The organism is Streptomyces sp. NPDC045956 (genome assembly GCF_056430705.1).
Window position 1 is genome coordinate 241,293 of record NZ_JBWKKZ010000013.1, and the last position, 22,054, is coordinate 263,346.

A 22,054-nucleotide genomic window follows, 5' to 3' on the forward strand; every position below is an offset into this window, starting at 1 on the left:
GGGGACCGAAACGGCCCCACTGACCTGCGCGGACGACTGGACCGGTAACAAGCTGCGGGCTCCCTCGATGCGACGCGCTTAATGGTGCGTTAAGGCTGCCATAAACCGCCCCATCGAGGGACCCGGATCAGACACCGCGTCAATTACCGGGGGTGAAGCGCGACTTCGCGGGCCGGGGGCCGGGGGTCCCTCAGAGGAACTTCGCCTTCCCCGGGCCCTCCTCCACGAAGCTGCGCATCCCGCGCTCGCGGTCCTCGGTGGCGAACAGACCGGCGAACCAGTTCCGCTCGACGGCGAGACCGGTCTCGATGTCCGTCTCCAGGCCCGCGTCGATCGACTCCTTCGCCGCGCGCAGCGCGATCGCGGGCCCCTTGGCGAGCCGGGCGGCCCAGGCGTGCGCCTGCTCGTACACCTCGCCGGCCGGCACCACCCGGTCCACCAAGCCGAGGGTGAGCGCCTCGTCGGCCCTGACCTGGCGGCCCGTGAAGATGAGGTCCTTGGCCTTGGAGGGGCCGATCAGCCGGGACAGCCGCTGGGTGCCGCCGGCGCCGGGGATCAGGCCGAGCAGGATCTCGGGCTGGCCGAGCTTGGCGTTCTCGCCGGCGATGCGGAAGTCGGCGCAGAGCGCGAGTTCGCAGCCGCCGCCGAGGGCGTAGCCGGTGACGGCCGCGACCACGGGCTTGGGGATGCGGGCGACCGCCGTGAAGGAGTCCTGGAGGGCACGGGCGCGCACGATCATCGCCGCGTGGTCCATCACCTGCATCTCCTTGATGTCCGCGCCGGCGGCGAACACCTTCTCGCCGCCGTACAGCACGACGGCGCGTACGTCCTCGCGGCGGGTGGCCTCCTCGGCCAGCTCCTTGAGCCGGTCCTGGGTGGCGATGTCCAGCGCGTTCATGGGCGGGCGGTCCAGGCGCAGCGTGCCGACGCCGTCGGCGACTTCGAGATTCACGGTCATGCCCAGCAGGTTAACGGGGACTAACGGCATCGGCCCCGGTGCCGTACCTCACACGGAGGCCGGTACCGGGGCCGCGGGCCGGTGCGGGCTCAGGCCTTCCACTTCTCCCAGGACATGTTCCAGCCGTTGAGGCCGTTGTCCGGGGCGATGGTGGCGTCGTCGGAGTTCTTCACCACGACCACGTCGCCGATGAGCGAGTTCTCGAAGAACCAGGCGGCCGGTGCCTTCTCGTCCCAGCCGCCGCGGACGTCGCGCAGGCCGATGCAGCCGTGGCTGGCGTTGCGGTTGCCGAAGGCGTCGCCGCCCCAGTAGTTGCCGTGGATGAAGGTGCCGGAGGTGGACAGGCGCATGGCGTGCGGGACGTCCTTGATGTCGTACTCGCCGCCGTAGCCGACGGTCTCGCCGTTCATGCGGGTCACGGGGAGCCGCTCGGTGATGACCATCTGGCCGTTCCAGGTCTCGTAGCCGGGCGCGCCGGTGGTGACCGGGATGGTCCTGACGGTCTTGCCGTCGCGCACGACCTTCATGGTGAGCTTCTTGGCGTCGACGACGGAGACCTGGCTGCGGCCGACGGTGAAGGAGACGGTCTTGGCCTGTTCGCCGTAGACGCCGTCGCGGCCCTCGACGCCGTCGAGGGCGAGGTCGACGGTGACCTCGGTGCCGGGCTTCCAGTACTTCTCCGGGCGGAAGTCGAGGCGGTCGTTGCCGAACCAGTGGCCCTCGACCTCGACGGCAGGTTCGGTCCTGATGCGGATCGCCTTCTCGACGTCCTCCGGGTTGGTGATGCCCCGGGAGAAGCGGATCGAGAACGGCATGCCGACGCCGACCTTCGAGCCATCCTCCGGTGTGAAGGTGCCGGTGAAGGTGTTCTCCGGTGTCAGGGTGGTGAAGCGGGAGTCCTCGGCGGCCGTGCGGCCCTCGGAGTCCTTGGCGACCGCGTGCACGGTGTAGGTGGTGGAGGCGGCCAGGTGGGTGGACGGCGTCCAGGTGGCGCCGTCGCCGGCTATCTTCCCGTCGACCCTGCCGCCGTCGGCGTCCTTGACGACGACCTCGGTCAGCTTGCCCTTGGCGGCGCCTATCTTCAGGTCACCGCTGGTGTCCACGGCCTTCGCCCCGTCCTTCGGGGCGATTGTGACCACGGCCTCGGACTGCTTGCCCTGCGCCGCGGTGGAGTCCTTGGCGTTCTTGCCGCCGTCCCCGGACCCGGCGCCCGAGCCCGATCCGCCCCCGCCGCAGGCGGTGACCGTGAGCAGTACGCCCAGTGCCAGCGCCGGCAGTGCCCTGCCGCGTCCCTTGCCGCCCCGTCCCCGGATGCCCGCCGGCGACGCCCCCGATATCGGACGCACGTTCAACTCGTCTCCCCTCGCCGGGCCCGGTCCGGGGCCCGCACCCCAGTGCGCCCGCGCGCACCGGCGCATCGTAACCGCAGGCCAGGGGCGCCGGGGACCGTGCAAATGTCACTGTTCCGTACCGAGTTGCGGGGGCGCGTGTCAGGGTCACTTCACCGCGGTGCCCGCCTTCCACTTCTTCCAGTTCATGTTCCAGCCACCGAGCCCGTTGTCGGGGGCGACGGTCCTGTCCTTGCTGTGGACCACCTCGACGACGTCGCCGATCAGACTGCGGTCGAAGAACCACCCGGCCGGGGTGTCGGCACCGCCGCCCTTGTCGTCGCGCAGGCCCACGCAGCCGTGGCTGACGTTGGCCCGGCCGAAGGTGTCGGCGGGCGCCCAGTAGTTGCCGTGCAGGAAGGTGCCGGAGCTGGTCAGGCGGATGGCGTGCGGGACGTCGGGGATGTCGTACTCGCCGCCGAAGCCGACCGTGCGGCTGTTCATGCGGGTGACGTCGAGCATCTCGGTGATCACCATCTTGCCGTTGTAGGTGGGGGTGGCCGGCGCTCCGGCGGTGATCGGCACGGTGGTCAGCAGGGTGCCGTCGCGGCGCACCTGCATGGTCCGCTCGGCCGCGTCGACGAGGGAGACCTGGCTGCGGCCGACGGTGAAGGAGAACGACTTGCGCTGGAGCCCGTACACCCCCGGCGCGCCCTCGACGTCCCGCAGCCGCAGGTCGACGGTGACCTCGGTGCCGGGTTTCCAGTACTCCTCGGGGCGGAAGTCGAGGCGGTCCTTGCCGAACCAGTGGGGGCGGATCTCGGTGGCGGGCTTGGCGGTGACCGAGACGGCGCGCTCGACGGCGGCGCGGTCGGTGATCTCCCGGCTGAAGGACAGCGAGACGATCATGCCGGTGCCGACGACCGAGCGGTTCTCGGGAGCGGCGTACGCGATGAAGCGTTCCTCGGGGACGTAGGTGGTGAAGGTGGTGTGCCGGGCCGCGCGGCGCGCGTGGCCGTCCAGGGCCACCACGTCGACGGTGTACTTCGCGGCGAGTGCCAGCCGGTCGTCGTCGGGCCGCCAGCTCAGGCCGTCCTCGGAGATCCGGCCCGGTACCGGGGTCTCCCGTGCGTCCTGCGACCTGACCACCTTCACCGACTCCAGGCGCCCGCCGGGCACCCGGACCGACAGCTTCCGGTCCGGCCGGACGGCCTTGCTGCCGTCGTCCGGGGTCACCCGGATGACGTCCTCGGCTGCGGGGGGCTTGCCGAAGACCTCGCCGATCCCACCCCCGTCCGAGGTGCATCCGGCGGCCCCGGCCAGCAGTCCTGCCCATGTCAGTACGGCGGCCAGAGCGGCCCCCGCGCGCCGTGCGCGCCCATGTACGTGCCTCACATCCACCCGTAACGACCGGTCCGCCCTGGGGAAACGTGAGTGCGAGCCATGCGGTGGGCAGAACAGTGGGGAGGACGACGCGACGGGGAGCAGCGGTCGGGACACCGCGCGCCCTTCTCCCCGTCTCCGCACGTCGTTCCACGAGCCGCAGGAGGCTGACAGGTGTCCAGCGCAGCCGAGCAGGAGGCGGTGGCCGGGAAGCCGGCCGCCGAGGACGGGCGCCCCGCCGTCGTGGTGAACGGCTCGCGGCGTGCCGCGCCGCCCACCGCCGTGCCGGCCCGGCCGGGCACACCCGTGCCGCTGGGCGCCCGGTTCCGGACCGGACCGGACCAGGTGGCGGGCACCAACTTCGCGCTGTGGGCGGGTGGGGCGGAGGCGGTGGAGCTGTGCCTGTTCGACGAACGGGGCCCCGGGGGCGGGGAGCGCCGGGTGCGGCTGACGGAGCTGACGCACGAGATCTGGCACGGCTTCGTGCCGGGCGTGGGCCCCGGGCAGCGGTACGGCTTCCGGGTGCACGGCCGCTGGGACCCGTGGACCGGCGCCCGCTGGAACCCGGCGAAGCTGCTGCTCGACCCGTACGCCCGTGCGGTGGACGGCGACTTCGCGCTGCCGCCCGAGGTGTACGGGCACGTGCGGGACTGGCCGGAGCAGCACGTGGCGGACACCGTGCGCGACGACCGGGACTCGGCGCCGTACGTCCCGAAGGGCGTGGTCGTCCATGACGACGACGACTGGTCGGACGACCGGCGGCCGAAGACGCCGTGGGCCGACTCGGTGATCTACGAGCTGCACGTGCGGGGCTTCACGAAGCTGCACCCCGGCATCCCCGAGGAGCTGCGCGGGACGTACGCCGGTCTGGCGCATCCGGCGGCGATCGAGCACCTGGTGCGCCTCGGCGTGACGGCGGTGGAGCTGCTGCCGGTGCACCAGTTCGCCCACGAGGACCATCTGCTGAAGCGCGGCCTGAAGAACTACTGGGGGTACAACTCGATCGGCTACTTCGCCCCGCACGCGGCCTACGCCGCCGCCGGCACCCGGGGTGAGCAGGTCGGCGAGTTCAAGCGGATGGTGCGCGCCCTGCACGCGGCCGGGATCGAGGTCATCCTCGACGTGGTCTACAACCACACGGCCGAGGCGGGCGAGCTGGGCCCGACGCTCTCCCTGAAGGGCGTCGACAACCGCGGCTACTACCGCCTCCAGCCGGACGCCCGCCGCTACGCCGACTACACGGGCTGCGGCAACACCCTGCACGTCGTGCAGCCGCACGTCCTGCGCCTGATCACCGACTCCCTGCGGTACTGGGTGACGGAGATGGGGGTGGACGGCTTCCGCTTCGACCTGGCGGCGGCGCTGGCCCGCTCCATGCACGACGTCGACATGCTGTCCCCGTTCCTCGCGGTGATCGCGCAGGACCCGGTGCTGCGGCGGGTGAAGCTGATCGCCGAGCCCTGGGACGTCGGCTCGGGCGGCTACCAGGTGGGTGCCTTCCCGCCCCTGTGGACGGAGTGGAACGACCGCTACCGCGACACCGTGCGGGACTTCTGGCGACACGCCCTGCCGGACGTGCGGGAGATGGGCTACCGGCTGTCGGGCTCCAGCGACCTGTACGCGTGGGGCGGGCGGCGGCCGTACGCGTCGGTCAACTTCGTCACCGCGCACGACGGCTTCACGCTGCGCGACCTGGTCTCCTACGGGCGCAAGCACAACGAGGCCAACGGCGAGGGCAACCGGGACGGCACGGACGACAACCGGTCCTGGAACTGCGGCACGGAGGGGGAGACGGACGACGAGGCGGTACGGGCGCTGCGGCGGCGCCAGCTGCGCAACCTGCTGACGACGCTGCTGCTGTCGACCGGGGTGCCGATGCTGGTCGCGGGCGACGAGCTGGGCCGCACCCAGCGCGGCAGCAACAACGCCTACTGCCAGGACAACGCGATCAGCTGGGTCGACTGGAGCCTGCTGGACGACCCCGAGTGGCGGCCCCTGTTCGAGCTGACCTCCCGGCTGATCGCACTGCGCCACCGGCATCCGGTGCTGCGCCGCCGGGCGTTCTTCTCCGGCCGCGCGCACTCCGCGGACGGCCTGCGCGACCTGGCCTGGTTCACCCCGCGGGGCACGGAGATGACGGAACGGGACTGGTACGCGCCCGCCGCCACCCTCGGCATGTACCTGTCCGGGCGGGACATCCCGGGCCGCGACGAGCGCGGGGACGCCATCGTGGACGACAGCTTCCTCGCGGTGCTGCACGCCGGGGAGCGCCCCGCGGCCTTCGTCCTGCCGGCCGCGCCGTGGGCGGAGCGGTACGAGGTGGTCGTCGACACCAGCGGGGAGGAGCAGGCCGAGGCGCCGGGCGGGACCCACCCGGCGGGCGCGGAGGTCCCGGTCCCGGCGCGGTCGGTGCTGCTGTTGCGGGTCGTCGGCTGAGCTGTCGTTTCGGCTCCGTGAACTATGCGGTGATCTTCTTGACCGGGGCACCGGCCTGCTGGGAGCGTCCCTGCCCATGAGGTCTTCCGCTGCCCGCCGGTGCGTGGGCGTCGCGCTCGTGGCGCGACGCCACGTCGACCTGTGCCGGCACGCCGGCGCCGTCTGTCGCTGACCCGGGCGCCTCCCCCTCTTCCCGCTCTCCCCTTCCTCTTCTCCTCCCTTCTCCTCCCTGGGATCACGCATGTCCGAGATGTCCCGTCGTGTCTTCGGCGGCCTGCTCGGCGGTGGTGCGGTGACGGCCGTGGCCGGTCCGTCCGCGTCCGCCGCCCCCGCCGCTCCCGCCCCCGCCGAACGCCCCTTCCGGGCCCGCCCCGGCGCCGGACCACGCAGACGCCCCAACGTCCTGTTCATCCTCGGCGACGACCTCGGCTGGGCCGACCTGTCCTCCTACGGCGCGCCGCACATCCGCACGCCCCACCTGGACCGGCTGGCGGCGCAGGGCGTCCGGTTCACGCAGGCCTACGCGGGGTCGGCGACCTGCTCCCCGACCCGGTTCAGCCTGTACACCGGCCGCTTCCCGGGGCGTACGGAGGGCGGACTGGCCGAGCCGCTCGGCGACCGGTCCCAGGGCCTGCACCCGGACCACCCGACGCTCGCGTCGCTGCTGAAGGGGGCGGGGTACGCCACCGCCCTGATCGGCAAGTGGCACTGCGGCTGGCTGCCGGACCACAGCCCCACCAAGTCCGGCTGGGACGAGTTCTTCGGCAACTTCGGCGGGGCGCTGGAGTACTTCTCCAAGCTGGGGCAGCTGGGCGACTACGACCTGTACGAGGGCGACACCACCTACCAGGACCTGCGCTACTACACGACCGTCCTCACCGAGCGCGCCGTCGAGTACGTCGGCCGCGACCACGACCGCCCCTGGCTGCTCAACCTCAACTACACCACCCCGCACTGGCCGTGGCTCACCGAGGAAGACGAGCGCGAGGGCGCGGAGATCGCCGCCGAGATCCGCACCGGGAACGTGCTGGGCGCGCTGCTGCACCGCGACGGCGGCTCGGTGGAGAAGTACAAGGAGATGGTCGAGAACCTGGACGCCTCGGTCGGCAAGGTGCTCGCCGCGCTGCGCCGCTCCGGCCAGGAGGAGAACACCGTCGTGGTCTTCGCCAGCGACAACGGTGGCGAGCGCTTCTCGTACCAGTGGCCGCTCAGCGGCGGCAAGTCCGAGCTGCTGGAGGGCGGCATCCGCATACCTACCGTGCTGCGCTGGCCGGCCCGCGTCGACGGCCGGCAGGTCAGCCACCAGCCGGTGTACTCGCCGGACTGGACGGCGACCCTGCTGGAGCTGGGCGGCGCCCGGCCCGACCCGGAGTACCCGCTGGACGGCCGGAGCCTGGCCGGCTACCTCCTGCGCGGCGAGGAGCTGCCCGAGCGCGACCTGTTCTGGCGGGTGCGCGGAAACCGGGCGCTGCGCCGGGGCGACTGGAAGTACTACCGGGACGCGGACGGCAGGGACCACCTGTACGACCTGGGTGCCGACGCCCGCGAGCAGGCGGACCTGGCCGCCGAACGGCCCCGGCTGCTCGCCGAACTGCGGGCGGCCTGGGAGAAGGTGGACGGCGGTCTGCTGCCGTACCCCGCGGCCTGAGCCCCGCGGGGACCCGTGGCGGGGGGGGCGGCCGTCGTGTCCGGCGGGCGCACCGGCCGGTCGGCCGGTGCGCCCGTACGACCCCGGGTGCCGCGGAAACTCGGTGGGCAGTGTCAGTGGTGAACCGTAGGCTCGCTGCTGATGTCCACGACACCCGCCTCCGCCGAGCCCCCCGCCCAGGACCGGTCCACCGTTCGCGCGCTGCTGCGGCTGTGGCCCTACGTGCGGCCCGTGCGGGCGCGGTTGGCGACCGCCGCGGGGGTGGCGATCCTCGCCTCCTGCCTGGGCCTGGTGATCCCGCTCGTCCTGAAGTGGATGGTGGACGGTCCGGTCGCCGACCGCGATCCGGCCGGTGTGTGGCTCGGGGCGCTGTACCTGCTGCTGCTCGGGCTCGCGGAGGCCCTGCTGTTCGGGCTGCGGCGGTGGCTGGTGGCCCGGCCGCTGTCCTCGGTCGAGGCGGGGATGCGGGCGGACCTGTACCGGCACCTGCAACGGCTTCCGGTGGCCTTCCACGACCGGTGGGCTTCGGGCCAGTTGCTCTCGCGCGGCACGACGGACCTGATGCTGCTGCGCATGTTCCTCGCCTTTCCGCTGACGTTCCTGCTGGTCAACGGTGTGACGATCCTCGTCGGCGTGGGCATCATGCTGGTCCAGGACTGGACGCTGGGCCTGGTGATCCTCGGGCCGGCCATCCCCGTGATGATCATGTGCGGGATCTTCGAGAAGCAGTACTCGCAGGTCGCGCGGCGGGCGCAGGACCAGGTCGGGGATCTGACGACCGTGGTCGAGGAGAGCGTCCTCGGCATCCGCATCATCAAGGGCTTCGGACGGCACCGCAGCCAGGCCCGCGCCTTCCACGAGCTGTCGCACCGGCTGCGGGGGACGGAGCTGCGCAAGGCACGGCTGCTGGCGGCGATCTGGGCGGTCATCGTCGCGCTGCCGGAGGTGGCGATCGGGGCGGCGCTGGTCGTCGGGACGGTCCAGGTGGCGGACGGCTCGCTGTCGGCGGGGACGCTGGTGGCGTTCCTGTCCACGGCGCTGGCCCTGCGGTGGCCCGTCGAGTCGATCGGCTTCCTGCTGGCGATGAGCCAGGAGGCGGCGACGGCCACGGACCGGTACTTCGAGGTGATGGACGCGCCGGTCGAGGAGGACGGTCCGTCCGCGCGGGTCGAGAGGAAGGCGCCGTCCGCTCCGGCGTCGCGGGGCGGCATCGCGCGGGGGGACGGCCTGCGCTTCGAGGGCGTCCGCTTCCGCTACCCCGACGCGCCCCCGGGCTCCCCGCCCGTCCTCGACCGCGTCGACCTGCACATCCGGTCCGGTGAGTCCATGGCCCTGGTCGGGGCCACCGGCAGCGGCAAGACGACGCTGACCGCGCTCGTCCCCCGGCTGCACGAGGCGACCGCCGGACGGATCACGCTGGACGGCGAGGACATCACCGACCTGCCCCGCGAGGAGCTGCGCTCCCTGGTCGCCGTGGCCTTCGAGGAGCCCACCCTCTTCTCGGCGACCGTCGGGGAGAACGTGCTGATGGGGGCCGCGGAGGGCGCCGGCGAGAAGGAGCTGGGGCGGGCGCTGGACGTGGCGCAGGCCGGCTTCGCGCACGACCTCCCCCAGGGCACCGGCACCCAGGTCGGGGAGCAGGGCCTGAGCCTCTCCGGCGGCCAGCGCCAACGCCTCGCGCTCGCCCGGGCGGTGGTCGGCGGGCCGAGGTTCCTCGTCCTGGACGACCCGCTCTCCGCGCTGGACGTGCACACCGAGGCCGCCGTGGAGGCCGCCCTGCGGCAGGTCCTCGCGGACACCACCGCCCTGATCGTGGCGCACCGCCCGTCCACGGTGCTGCTCGCCGACCGCGTCGCCCTGCTCTCGGACGGCCGCATCACCGCCGTCGGCACCCACCAGGAACTGCTGCGCGCCAGCGCCGAGTACGCCCACCTGATGTCCGGGCTCGACGGGCACGACGACCGCCCGGCGCTCCGGGGACACCGGGAACACCGGGAACACCGGGAAGGAGAGGGCCGATGACCGCACCCACGGCCACGGACCGGGGACGACCGCGAGACGGGGACGAGGCCGCCGAGGCCGCCGAGGCCGAGACGCGCGCGGCCGACGACCTCTTCGACCGGGACGTCCTGCCGAGCCCGCCGGGCGCCACCGCCGCCCTGCTCCGCTCCCTGCTGGCCCCCCTGAAGGCACGCGTCGCCCTCACCACCTTCCTCCTGCTCCTCCAGCAGGCGGCCGTGCAGGCGGGCCCGCTGCTGGTGGCGTACGCCATCGACCGGGCGGTGCCGGCCCTGCGGCACGACGACCAGGGCCCGCTGATCGCGGTCGGCGCCGGGTACCTGCTGTGCTCGCTGGCCGCGGGCGGACTGCAGTACGCGTTCGTGGCCGCCGCGGCCCGGGTCAGCCAGGACGTGCTCCTGGACCTCAGGGGCCGGATCTTCCGGCACGCGCAGGCGCTGAGCGTCGACTTCCACGAGCGGTACACCTCGGGCCGGCTCATCTCCCGCTCCACCACGGACGTGGAGTCGCTGCGCGAACTGCTCGACGAGGGCCTCCAGGAACTCGTGACGGTCATCCTCTCCTTCGTCTACATCGCGGCGCTGCTGCTCTGGCTGGACCTGGGGCTGGGCGGCGTCGCGGTGGCCTCGTTCGTGCCGCTGTACGCGCTGGTGCGGCTGTACCAGCGGCGCGCGGGACGGGTGTACCGGCAGCGGTCCACGGCGATCGCGGCGGTGATCGTGAAGTTCGTGGAGACGATGAACGGCATCCGGCCGGTGCGCGCCTTCCGCCGGGAGGCCGCCAACGACGCCGAGTTCGCGGCCCTGAACCGGCGCCACGAGCGGACCAACGGCGACGCGCTCCTGGAGATGGCCCGTTACGTCGTCGGCTCGCGGGTGGTCGCCAACACGGCCGTCGCGGGCATCGTGCTGTGGGGCGCCCACCGGGTCGCGGACCGCACGCTGGCGCTGGGTGTCCTGGCGGCGGCCGTGCTGTACCTGCGGCGGCTGTACGACCCGATCGACCGGCTCGGCATGTTCCTGAACTCCTACCAGTCGGCGGCGGCCTCCCTGGAGAAGATCGCCGGCCTGCTGGCGCAGACGCCGTCCGTGCCCGAGCCGAGCGCGCCGAAGGAGCTGCCCGCGCGGGAGTCGGAGCACCCCGGCCGCGAGGTGGTCTTCGACGGGGTCCGCTTCGCCTACCGCACCGGCGGCGAGGTGCTGCCCCGCTTCGACCTGACGATCCCGGCGGGCCAGACCGTCGCCGTCGTGGGCTCCACCGGCGCGGGCAAGTCGACGCTGGCCAAGCTGCTCGCCCGGTTCTACGACGCCTCCGACGGGCGGGTCCTGCTGGACGGCACCGACCTGCGCGACCTGGCCGTGCCGGAACTGCGGCGGGGGGTGGTGATGGTGACGCAGGAGGCGTTCCTGTTCTCCGGCACGGTCGCCGAGAACATCGCCATCGGCCGCCCGGAGGCGACCCGGGAGGAGATCGAGCGGGCCGCGAAGGCGATCGGCGCCCACGACTTCGTCGCCGCCCTGCCCGACGGCTACGACACCGACGTGCGCAAGCGGGGCGGCCGGATCTCCGCCGGGCAGCGGCAGCTCGTGGCGTTCGCGCGGGCGCTGCTCGCGGACCCGGCGGTGCTGATCCTGGACGAGGCGACCAGCTCGCTGGACGTGCCCGGTGAGCGCGCGGTGCAGCGGGCGATGGCGACGGTGCTGAAGGGCCGTACGGCGGTGGTGATCGCGCACCGGCTGTCCACCGTGGAGATCGCCGACCGGGTGCTGGTGATGGAGCACGGCCGGATCGTGGAGGACGGCGCGCCGGCGGAACTGATCGCCGGCACCGGCAGGTTCGCGGACCTCCACCGGGCGTGGCGGGACAGTCTGGCGTGAGGCCGGGACCGCGCCGGCCCGGTGCGCCGGACGGACCGCGCCGGCCCGGTGTGCCGGACAGTGGGGGGAGCCACCGGTGATCGACGCGTACGAGGACCCCGGCACGCCGGACCGCCGGGGCGGCTGGCGGTACCTGGGGTGGCTGGTCCGGCGGCAGTGGCCGCGCTGCCTGGCGGGGGCCGTGCTCGCCAGTGTCTGGATGGTGCTGCTGGCGGCGACGCCGTACCTGATGGCGCGGGCGGTCGACCACGGCCTGGTCCCCGGCGACCTGGGCGCGCTGGCGCTGTGGACGGGGGCACTGGTCGCCGTTGGGGCGTTCAACGCCTGGCTGGGCATCATGCGGCACCGCACGATGACCCGGGTGCGGATGGACGCCAACTTCCGGACGGTCAAGGTGGTCGTCGGGCACTCCGCACGGCTCGGTGCGGCGCTGCGCCGGCAGGTCGGGACCGGGGAGGTCGTCACCATCGGCGTGGGTGACGTGCAGACGATCAGCACGTCCCTGACGGCCGTGGGGCCGGGCGTCGGAGCGGTCGTCGCCTACGCGGCCGTCGGGACGCTCATGCTGTCGGTGTCGACCCGGCTCGCCCTGGTGGTGCTGCTCGGCGTGCCGGTGCTCGGCGTGCTGCTGGGCCCGATCATGGGGCGGTTGCAGGGCAGGGAGGCCGAGTACCGGGAGCGGCAGTCGGTGCTGACCGCGCGGATCGGGGACCTCGCGGGCGGGCTGCGGGTGCTCAACGGGCTGGGCGGCAAGGGCCTGGTCGCGGACGCGTTCCGCCGGGACTCGGGGCGGCTGCGCGAGCAGGGCTACCGGGTGGGCGCGGTGACCAGCTGGATCCAGGCCCTCGGCGTCGGCCTGCCGATGCTGTTCCTGGCCCTGGTGACCTGGATGGGCGCCCGGCTGGCCGCGCAGGGCCGGATCAGCGTGGGTGAACTGGTGGCGGTGTACGGCTACGTGGTGGCCCTGGGCTGGCCGGTGGCGTTCCTGATCGAGATGGCGCACCAGCTCAGCCGGGGTGTGGTGGCCGCCCGCCGGGTCGTCGCGTTCCTGCGGCTGGAGCCCGACCCGGACCCCGGCACCCGGGACGCCCCGGCCGAGGCCTCGCCGCTGTACGACCCCGCCTCCGGGGTGCGGGTCCTCCCCGGCCGCCTGACCGCGCTGGCCGGGGCTCGTCCCGCGGACGCCGCCGAGGTCGTCGACCGCCTCGGCCGGTACGCCCCCTCCGAGGTCAGGTGGGGCGAGGTCCCGTTGGCCGACGTGCCGCTCGCCCAGGTCCGGGCCCGCATCCTGGTCGCCGACGCGGAGGCCGACCTCTTCGCGGGCACCCTGCGCGAGGTGGTCGGCGAGGCGGTGACGGGCGCGGACGACGCGGACGGGGCGGGTGGGACGGGCGCGGCAGCGCGCCGCGGGAGTGGGGCCGGCCGCGAGGCGTCGGCCGACGGGCGCCGGCGTGCCGGGGCGCTCCACGAGGGTGACCTGGCCCGGTCCCTGCACGCGGCCGCCGCCGAGGACGTGGTCCAGTCCCTCCCCGAGGGACTGGACGGCCCCGTCTCGGCCCAGGGCCGCAGTCTCTCCGGTGGCCAGCGCCAACGCGTCCGGCTGGCCCGAGCACTGTTCGCCGACCCCGAGGTGCTGCTCGCCGTGGAGCCGACGTCCGCGCTGGACGCCCACACCGAGGCCGCGGTGGCGGACCGGCTGCGGGACGCCCGCGAGGGCCGTACGACCGTGGTGGCCTGCACCTCTCCCCTGCTGCTCGACCGGGCGGACGTCGTGCACCTCCTGGTCGACGGCAAGGTCGTCGCCACCGGCACGCACCGCGAACTGATCGCCGCCGAGCCGGGGTACCGGGCGCTGGTCGCCCGGGACGACGAGGGGGACCGATGACGTCCACGTCCGCATCCACGCCGGCGTCCGGGGCCGCGTCGTCGTCCGCGGGGCAGCTCCCCGTCGCCGGGCGCGGCGACGTCCGCCGGGCGGCGGCCGGACTGGTCGGCGCCGACCGGCGGGCCTTCGCGCTCGTCCTCGGCCTGAACGCGCTGGCCGCCCTGGCCGGGCTCGCGGGTCCGTGGCTGCTCGGCCGGATCGTCGACGAGGTCCGCGCGGGGGGCGGGGTCGGCGCGGTGGACCGGATGGCGCTCGCCATCCTGCTGTGCTCGCTGGCCCAGTTGCTGCTGGCCCGCTGGGCGCGGTACGTGGGCCACCGGTTCGGGGAGCGGACGCTCGCCCGGGTACGGGAGCGGTTCGTGGACCGCACGCTGGCCCTCCCGGCGTCCGTGGTGGAGCGGGCGGGCACCGGGGACCTGACGACGCGCGGCACCGCCGACGTGACCACCGTCGGCACGACGCTGCGGGACGCCGGACCGGAACTGCTGATCAACTCCGTGCAGGCGCTGTTCCTGGCCGGTGCGGTGTTCGTGCTCGACCCGCTGCTCGGCGTGGTGGGCGTGCTGGGCCTGACGCCGGTGTGGGGCGCGCTGCGCTGGTACCTGCGCCGGGCGCGGGCCGCCTACCTCGCCGAGGGCGCGGCCACCTCGGAGGTCGCCGAGAGCCTCGCCGCCACGGTGGCCGGGGCGCGCACGGTGGAGGCGTTCCGGCTGGCCGACCGGCGTGTGCGGAGCAACCGGGACACGCTGGAGGTCTCCCGGCGCACCCGCCTCCACACCCTGTATCTGCGCAGCGTGTTCTTTCCGGCGGTGGAGGTCTCCTACGTCGTCCCGGTGGCGTGCGTGCTGCTCCTCGGCGGGGTCCTGCACGCGCACGGCTCGGTGAGCCTGGGCGCGGTGGTGGCGGGCGCCGTGTACCTCCAGCAGCTGGCCGGGCCGCTCGACGAGGTGCTGATGCGGATCGAGCAGCTCCAGGCGGGCGGTGCCTCCTTCGCCCGGGTGGAGGGGCTCGCGCGGGCCCCGCGGGCGGTGGCGGGCGACTCCCCGGTCCCGGCGGACGACCGGATCGAGGTGTCCGGGGTGCGGTACGCCTACGAGCGGGGCGGCGAGGTGCTGCGCGGGGTGGACCTGACCGTGCGGCCGGGCGAACGGCTGGCGGTCGTCGGTCCGTCGGGGGCCGGCAAGACCACGCTGAGCCGGCTGCTGGCGGGCGTCGACGCGCCGACCGAGGGCTCGGTGACGGTGGGCGGGGTGCCCGTGGTCGGCCTCGGGCCGGAGCGGCTGCGCCGTCAGGTCGTGCTGGTCACCCAGGAGCACCACGTGTTCCTCGGCACGGTCCGCGACAACCTGCTCATCGCCGAACCGGCGGCCCCGGACGAGCGGTTGTGGGCCGCGCTCGCCTCGGTGGGCGCCGAGGAGTGGGTACGGGAGCTGCCGGACGGCCTCGACACCGAGCTGGGCGCCGACGGCCGACGGGCGGACGGTGCGCAGGCCCAGCAGCTCGCGCTGGCCCGCGTGGTGCTGGCCGACCCGCACACGCTGATCCTCGACGAGGCCACCGCCCTGCTGGACCCGACGACGGCCCGGCACACCGAGCGCGCGCTGGCCGCCGTGCTGGAGGGCCGTACGGTCATCGCCGTCGCGCACCGCCTGCACACCGCGCACGACGCCGACCGGGTGGCCGTGATGGAGGACGGCCTGCTGACCGAGCTGGGCACGCACGACGAACTGGTGGCGTCCGGCGGGGCGTACGCGGCGCTGTGGGGGTCCTGGCACGGGGAGCCGCCCCGGCCCGGGCCCGGGCACGGGGAGCCCTCGGGGCCAGGAGCGGGCCTGCCTCCCGAGCCCGTGCGGGGCCGGCCGTCCGCACCCGCAGCCGACTGAGCGAACAGTCAGTACGACCGGTCGGTGCCGCCCTCCGGCAACCGATCCGTATATCGAACATGAACGCCCGGACAACGAACCGTTTCCGGCCAACTTCCTGACGCGCTCCTGACAGAAGGCGCGTTCTCCTGCCACTCTTCCCACGGCCGCTCCACAGCGCCCCCACAGCTTCCTCACCGTGCGCTGTGCCGTGGCCCGCTCCTAGCACGTGGTTTCTGCGTACCGCCCAGTACCGCCCGGCCGGCCCACCCGCCGACCGGTCTCCCCTGGCCGCGCGACCCGCGGCCACGCAGAAGGAGTCAGTGTTGAGCAGCAGTTCTCCCCACAGACGCACCTCCCACGCCACGTCCCGCCGCACCACCCACCGCCGCGCCGCCGCCGTTGCCCTGGCCGGTGTCGCCGCGCTGATCGCCACGGCGGTCCAGTCCGGTGCCGCCACCGCGGCACCCCGGCAGGCCCCCGTCCCGGGCGCCGAGTCCGTCAAGCTCACCCCGGCCCAGCGCGCCGAACTGATCCGCGACGCCGACGCCGCCAAGGCGCGGACCGCGGGCGAACTCGGCCTGGGCGCGAAGGAGAAGCTGGTCGTCCGCGACGTCCTCAAGGACCGCGACGGCACCGTGCACACCCGCTACGAGCGCACCTACGACGGGCTGCCCGTCCTCGGCGGCGACCTGGTCGTCACCGTCGACGGCGGGAAGACCGAGCGGGTCGTCAAGGCCACGTCGAAGGCGATCGCTCCGGCCACCCTGACGCCGAAGATCTCCGCCGGCAAGGCAGAGGCGCAGGCCGTGTCCGTCGCGAAGGCCGCCGGCGCCGAGCAGGCGGAGGCGGACCGCGCCCCGCGCAAGGTGGTCTGGGCGGCGAACGGCACCCCGGTCCTCGCCTACGAGACGGTCGTGGGCGGCCTCCAGGAGGACGGCACCCCGAACGAGCTGCACGTGGTCACCGACGCGGCCACCGGCGCCAAGCTCTTCGAGTACCAGGCGATCCACAACGGCACCGGCAACACGATGTACAGCGGCACGGTGCCGCTGGGCACCGCGCAGTCCGGGTCGTCGTACACGCTGACCGACACCACGCGCGGCAACCACAGGACGTACAACCTCAACCGGGGCACCTCCGGCACCGGCACGCTCTTCTCCGGCCCCGACGACGTCTGGGGCAACGGCCAGGCCTCCAACGCCGAGACCGCCGGCGCCGACGCCCACTACGGGGCCGCGCTGACCTGGGACTACTACAAGAACGTCCAGGGCCGATCCGGCATCCGCGGCGACGGGGTGGGCGCGTACTCCCGCGTCCACTACGGCAACAACTACGTCAACGCCTTCTGGTCGGACAGCTGCTTCTGCATGACGTACGGCGACGGCTCGGGCAACGCCAACCCGCTGACCTCGATCGACGTGGCCGCGCACGAGATGACCCACGGCGTCACCTCCAACACCGCGGGCCTGGTCTACAGCGGCGAGTCCGGCGGCCTCAACGAGGCGACCTCCGACATCTTCGGCGCGGCCGTCGAGTTCCACGCCAACAACTCCTCCGACGTCGGTGACTACCTCATCGGCGAGGAGATCGACATCAACGGCGACGGCACCCCGCTGCGCTACATGGACAAGCCCAGCAAGGACGGCGCGTCCAAGGACGCCTGGTACTCGGGCATCGGCGGGATCGACGTGCACTACTCGTCGGGCCCGGCCAACCACTTCTTCTACCTGCTGAGCGAGGGCAGCGGCACCAAGACCATCAACGGTGTCACCTACGACTCGCCCACCTCGGACGGCCTCCCGGTCACCGGCATCGGCCGCGACAAGGCCGCGAAGATCTGGTTCCGCGCGCTCACCACCAAGTTCACCTCCACCACCAACTACGCGGCGGCCCGCACCGGCACCCTCGCGGCGGCCGGCGAGCTGTACGGCACCGACAGCGACGAGTACAAGCGGGTGCAGGACGCGTGGGCGGGCATCAACGTGGGCGCCCGCTCCGGCGGCGGCGGTGGCGGCGGCACCTCCTTCGAGAACGCCGCCGACGTGGCGATCCCGGACAACGGAGCGGCGGTCACCTCCTCGGTCACGGTGACCGGACGGGCCGGCAACGCGCCCGCCAACCTCCAGGCCGCGGTGGACGTCGTGCACACCTGGCGCGGTGACCTGGTGATCGACCTGCTGGCCCCGGACGGGACCGCGTACCGCCTGAAGAACAGCAGTTCGTCGGACTCGGCGGACAACGTGAACCAGACGTACACGGTGAACGCCTCCTCGGAGACCGCCAACGGCACCTGGAAACTGCGCGTCCAGGACGTGGCGGCCCGGGACACCGGCTACATCAACTCCTTCAAGCTCACCTTCCCGTAGATCCGTCCGCCCCGGTGGTCCACGCCCCGGGGCGGCTCGGCGCAACACGGCGGGCGGCACCCGGAACCAGCGCTTTCCGGGTGCCGCCCTAGTCTTGGTGCCCATGTCCTTCACGTACGACGACGTCGGCGCCACCCGCGAGCAGGGCCACTGCCCGCCCGGCTTCCGCTCCATGCACGTACGCACGCGCCTCGGGGAGGGCGAACCGGTGTTCCGGCGGGCGGCCGAGGCCGTCCTCACCTGGGAGATGCACCGGGAGATGGGCGTCGGCATCGACGCGAGCGCGGAGCGCGCCGCGCCCGGCGTCGACGTCGTCGTCACCCTCGCCGGAATGATCAAGGCGCCCTGCCGGGTGGTGTGGACCCTGGAGGAGCACCGCCGGGCCGGGTGGGCCTACGGCACGCTGCCCGGTCACCCCGAGTCCGGCGAGGAGGCCTTCGTGGTCGACCGCACGGGCGACGGCACGGTCTGGCTGACCGTGACCGCCTTCAGCCGCCCCGCCAAGTGGTACGCCAAGGCCGGCGGACCGGCCGCCCGCGCCTTCCAGCACGCCTACGCCCGCCGCTGCGGCACGGTGCTGCGACGGCTGAGCGGCGGCGACGAGGAGGACTGACGGCCCCCGCGCCACCGCCGCCCGCGACGCTCACCTCATCAGCAGCCCGGCCGCCTGGAGCACGTCGTCCGACGGCACCGCGACCAGCCCCGCCTCCGCGCCGGAGGCCAGCAGCCGGTGCGCGGGCAGGATGCGGACGGTGTAGCCGAAGGGCCCGGTGCGGTCCAGGGCCAGCGGGCCCTCGTAGGCCCAGCGGCCCTCCAGGTCGGGACCGCCCACCGGCTTCAGCGGGACGGTGGCCGCGTCCGTGATCCGGTCCTCGGAGTCCACCCGGCCGGAGACCGCCTGCACCTCGACGTCGTCCGGGGCGAGGTCGCCGAGGTTCACCCGCACCCGCAGCCCGAGCGTCGAGCCCAGCTCCGCCGTGGCACCGGCCGCGGACGTCTCCACGTGGTCGACGCTCACCCCCGGCCAGGCCGCCCGCACCCGGGCCTTCCACTCGGCCAGGGACCGGGCGGAGTCCGGGTCCATCGCGCGGTGCGCCTCGGCCGCCGGGGCGTACAGCCGCTCCACGTACTCCCGGACCATGCGCCCGGCCAGCACCTTCGGGCCGAGCAGGCTCAGGGTGCGGCGGACCATCTCGATCCACCGGTCGGGCAGCCCGCTCGCGCCCCGCTCGTAGAAACGCGGGGTGATCCGCTGCTCCAGCAGGTCGTAGAGGGCGGAGGCCTCTATGGCGTCGCGCCGGTCCGGGTCGGTACCCGCGCCGTCGGCGGTGGGGATCGCCCAGCCGAAGTCCGGCTGGAACCACTCGTCCCACCAGCCGTCCAGCACCGAGAGGTTGAGGCAGCCGTTGAGCGCCGCCTTCATGCCCGAGGTGCCGCACGCCTCCAGGGGCCGCAGCGGGTTGTTCAGCCAGATGTCGCAGCCCGGGTAGAGCTTCTGCGCCATCGCCATGCCGTAGTCCGGCAGGAACACGATCCGGTGCCGCACCCGCGGATCGTCCGCGAACCGCACCAGCTCCTGCACCAGCCGCTTGCCGCCGTCGTCCGCCGGATGCGCCTTGCCCGCGACGACGATCTGGATCGGCCGCTCGGCGTGCAGCAGCAGGTCCGTCAGCCGGTTCCGGTCGCGCAGCATCAGCGTCAGGCGCTTGTACGACGGGACGCGCCGCGCGAAGCCGATGGTGAGCACGTCCGGGTCGAGGACGTCGTCGATCCAGCCCAGCTCGGCGGTCCCGGCCCCGCGCTGCCGCCAGGAGGCGCGCAGCCGCTCCCGCACCTCCTCGACGAGCTGCTCGCGCAGGGTGCGGCGCAGCTCCCAGATGTCCTGGTCGGGGATGTCGGCGACCGAGTCCCAGCGCTCCGAGCCGCCGACGGTCAGCGCGTCCTCGGCCCGCTGGACACCGATCTGCCGGGCGCCGAGCCGGAGCACCTCCGGCGCGACCCAGGTCGGGGCGTGCACTCCGTTGGTGACCGAGGTGATCGGCACCTCCTCGGCGTCGAAGCCGGGCCACAGTCCGGCGAACATCTCCCGGCTGACCCCGCCGTGCAGCAGGGAGACGCCGTTGGCGCGCTGGGCCAGCCGCAGGCCCATCACGGCCATGTTGAAGAGGTTCGGCTCGCCGCCGGGGTAGGTCTCCATGCCGAGCCGCAGGACGCGTTCCACGTCGATGCGCGGGAGTTCCGCGTCGGGGCCGAAGTGTCGGGCGACCAGCTCGCGGTCGAAGCGGTCGATGCCGGCCGGCACGGGGGTGTGGGTGGTGAAGACGGTGCCGGCCCGCACCGCCTCCAGCGCCGACCCGAACTCCAGGCCCTCGTCGCACAGTTCCGAGATGCGCTCCAGGCCGAGGAAGCCGGCGTGGCCCTCGTTGGTGTGGAACACCTCGGGCGCGTCGTGCCCGGTGAGCCGGCAGTACGAGCGCACCGCCCGGACACCTCCTATGCCCAGGAGCATCTCCTGGAGGAGCCGGTGCTCGCTGCCGCCGCCGTAGAGCCGGTCGGTGACCCCGCGTTCGCCGAGGTCGTTCTCCTCGACGTCCGAGTCCAGCAGCAGCAGCGGGACGCGGCCGACCTGGGCCAGCCAGATCCGGGCCCGCAGCTCCCGGCCGCCGGGCAGGGCGAGGGCCACGTGCGCGGGGGTGCCGTCGGCCTCCTTCATCAGGGCGAGCGGCAGCTCGTGCGGGTCGAGGACGGGGTAGTGCTCCTGCTGCCAGCCGTCCCGGGACAGGGACTGGCGGAAGTAGCCGTGGCGGTAGAGCAGGCCGACGCCGATGAGCGGCACGCCCAGGTCGCTGGCCGCCTTGAGGTGGTCGCCGGCCAGGATGCCGAGGCCGCCGGAGTACTGGGGCAGCGCGGCGGTGATGCCGAACTCGGGCGAGAAGTAGGCGACGGCGGCGGGCAGTCGGCCCGACTGGGCCTGGTACCAGCGGTCGCCGGACATGTAGTGATCGAGGTCGTCGGCCACCGCGGTCAGCCGGCGCAGGAAGCGCCGGTCCTCGGCCAGCTCCGCCAGGCGCCCGGGCGGAACGGTGCCGAGCAGCCGTACCGGGTCGCGGCCGGAGGCGGCCCAGCACTCGGGGTCGACGGACTGGAAGAGGTCGCGGGTCTCCGGGTGCCAGGACCAGCGCAGGTTGCGGGCCAGGTCACTGAGCGGCCGGAGGGGGTCGGGGAGGACGGGACGGACGGTCAGTCGACGGATCGCCTTCACCCCCACGACGTTACCGGGGTGATGTGTCCCTCGCCGGGGGCTTCGCCCACAGTCCTCCGATTCGGCCTGAACGGCGTCGTTCCCGGTCTCCGGACGGGCTAATAACCACCGGCGTGACGATCTTCCGGCGGGGAAGGTGTCCGGTCAGGGTCGTCGCGTGTGCCGACATACGCGTGAGTAGTTGACAAAGTGCCGGATTGCCCACCCGAGGAGTGGGGGAAGGCTCCTGCGGTAAGCCCACACGCACCTCCGCAGGACCCACCTCCCCAGAGTCATCCGCCCACCCACGTTGACGCGGACAGGAGCGGTCATGCCCGCCACGCACCACTCGTCAGTGCCCCCCGCGGAGCCACCGGAGCAGTCGTCCGGGGCGCCGCCCGCGGACGGCACCACCGTCGTCGGACGGATACCCGTCCTGGACGTCCGCCCGGTGGTCCGCCAGGGGCGCAGGCCCGCCAAGGCCGTCACCGGCGAGTCCTTCGAGATATCGGCCACCGTGTTCCGCGAGGGGCACGACGCGGTCGCGGCCGACGTGGTCCTGAGAGATCCGCGGGGCCGCCCGGGCCCGTGGACGCCGATGCGGGAGCTGGCCCCCGGCACCGACCGCTGGGGAGCCACCGTCACCGCCGGTGAGCCCGGACTCTGGACCTACACCGTGGAGGCCTGGAGCGACCCGGTCACCACCTGGCGGCACCACGCGCGGATCAAGGTCCCGGCGGGCATCGACACGGAGCTGGTCCTGGAGGAGGGCGCCCGGCTGTACGAGCGCGCGGCCGCCGGCGTGCCGGGCGCCGAGGGGCGGCGCGAGCTGCTCGCCGCCGTCGACGCGCTGCGGGACGAGTCCCGGCCCGCCGCGTCACGGCTGGCGGCGGCGTTGACGCCGCAGGTGGACGCGGTGCTGGCCCGGCACCCCCTGCGGGAACTGGTCACCGGCTCCGACCCGCTGCCGCTGCTGGTGGAACGCGAACGCGCCCTGTACGGCGCCTGGTACGAGTTCTTCCCCCGCTCCGAGGGCACCCCCGAGCGG

At 73.7% G+C, this 22,054-nt stretch carries 14 protein-coding genes; 10 read left to right on the top strand and 4 right to left on the bottom strand.

Annotated elements, in window-relative coordinates; genetic code table 11:
- Window positions 1-190 precede the first annotated feature (190 nt).
- The 3 genes from AC07FV_RS30235 to AC07FV_RS30245 all read right to left on the bottom strand — a co-directional run bounded on the left by AC07FV_RS30235 (window position 191) and on the right by AC07FV_RS30245 (window position 3,681).
- Entirely contained in the window at window positions 191-958 is a 768-nt protein-coding gene (locus AC07FV_RS30235) for an enoyl-CoA hydratase/isomerase family protein (protein WP_479090627.1), read from the bottom strand.
- Between the two features lie 89 nt (window positions 959-1,047).
- Entirely contained in the window at window positions 1,048-2,310 is a 1,263-nt protein-coding gene (locus tag AC07FV_RS30240; protein WP_479090629.1) for a L,D-transpeptidase, read from the bottom strand.
- A 144-nt stretch (window positions 2,311-2,454) separates the two neighbouring features.
- On the bottom strand, window positions 2,455-3,681 hold the full coding sequence (locus AC07FV_RS30245; RefSeq protein WP_479090631.1) for a L,D-transpeptidase: 1,227 nt from the start codon (window positions 3,679-3,681) through the stop codon (window positions 2,455-2,457).
- Window positions 3,682-3,843: 162 nt separating this feature from the next.
- Between AC07FV_RS30245 and glgX the strand changes: the two genes are divergently transcribed.
- The 9 genes from glgX to AC07FV_RS30290 all read left to right on the top strand — a co-directional run bounded on the left by glgX (window position 3,844) and on the right by AC07FV_RS30290 (window position 18,378).
- Entirely contained in the window at window positions 3,844-6,105 is a 2,262-nt protein-coding gene (gene glgX / locus AC07FV_RS30250) for a glycogen debranching protein GlgX (RefSeq protein WP_479090633.1), read from the top strand.
- 76 nt (window positions 6,106-6,181) lie between these two features.
- The gene (locus AC07FV_RS30255) at window positions 6,182-6,277 is read left to right on the top strand and encodes a putative leader peptide (RefSeq protein ID WP_356610459.1); all 96 of its coding nucleotides are present in this window, start codon (window positions 6,182-6,184) and stop codon (window positions 6,275-6,277) included.
- Window positions 6,278-6,346: 69 nt separating this feature from the next.
- On the top strand, window positions 6,347-7,753 hold the full coding sequence (locus tag AC07FV_RS30260; RefSeq protein WP_479090635.1) for a sulfatase family protein: 1,407 nt from the start codon (window positions 6,347-6,349) through the stop codon (window positions 7,751-7,753).
- A gap of 141 nt (window positions 7,754-7,894) precedes the next feature.
- A complete protein-coding gene (locus AC07FV_RS30265) occupies window positions 7,895-9,775 on the top strand; it encodes an ABC transporter ATP-binding protein (protein ID WP_479090637.1) in 1,881 nt (626 codons plus the stop codon).
- Window positions 9,772-11,649 (top strand): ABC transporter ATP-binding protein, encoded by a 1,878-nt coding sequence (locus AC07FV_RS30270; protein ID WP_479090639.1) that lies wholly within the window; start codon window positions 9,772-9,774, stop codon window positions 11,647-11,649. Before AC07FV_RS30265 ends, AC07FV_RS30270 begins: the two co-directional genes overlap by 4 nt.
- A 76-nt stretch (window positions 11,650-11,725) precedes the next feature.
- A complete protein-coding gene (locus AC07FV_RS30275) occupies window positions 11,726-13,534 on the top strand; it encodes an ABC transporter transmembrane domain-containing protein (RefSeq protein WP_479090641.1) in 1,809 nt (602 codons plus the stop codon).
- Window positions 13,531-15,417: an ABC transporter ATP-binding protein gene (locus AC07FV_RS30280; protein WP_479090643.1), complete on the top strand. Its 1,887-nt coding sequence runs from the start codon at window positions 13,531-13,533 to the stop codon at window positions 15,415-15,417. Before AC07FV_RS30275 ends, AC07FV_RS30280 begins: the two co-directional genes overlap by 4 nt.
- 305 nt (window positions 15,418-15,722) lie before the next feature.
- The gene (locus AC07FV_RS30285; protein WP_479090645.1) at window positions 15,723-17,765 is read left to right on the top strand and encodes a M4 family metallopeptidase; all 2,043 of its coding nucleotides are present in this window, start codon (window positions 15,723-15,725) and stop codon (window positions 17,763-17,765) included.
- 103 nt (window positions 17,766-17,868) lie between these two features.
- Window positions 17,869-18,378 (top strand): DUF1990 family protein, encoded by a 510-nt coding sequence (locus tag AC07FV_RS30290; RefSeq protein WP_479090647.1) that lies wholly within the window; start codon window positions 17,869-17,871, stop codon window positions 18,376-18,378.
- A 30-nt stretch (window positions 18,379-18,408) separates the two neighbouring features.
- Here the strand turns inward: AC07FV_RS30290 and AC07FV_RS30295 are convergent, their stop codons facing one another.
- Complete coding sequence (locus AC07FV_RS30295; RefSeq protein WP_479090649.1) at window positions 18,409-21,027, bottom strand: glycosyltransferase family 1 protein; 2,619 nt, start codon at window positions 21,025-21,027, stop codon at window positions 18,409-18,411.
- Between the two features lie 310 nt (window positions 21,028-21,337).
- On the opposite strand from AC07FV_RS30295, the gene AC07FV_RS30300 reads away from it, so the two are divergent.
- Window positions 21,338-22,054 (top strand): maltotransferase domain-containing protein (locus tag AC07FV_RS30300; RefSeq protein WP_479090650.1); only part of this gene is annotated, 717 nt, incomplete at its 3' end.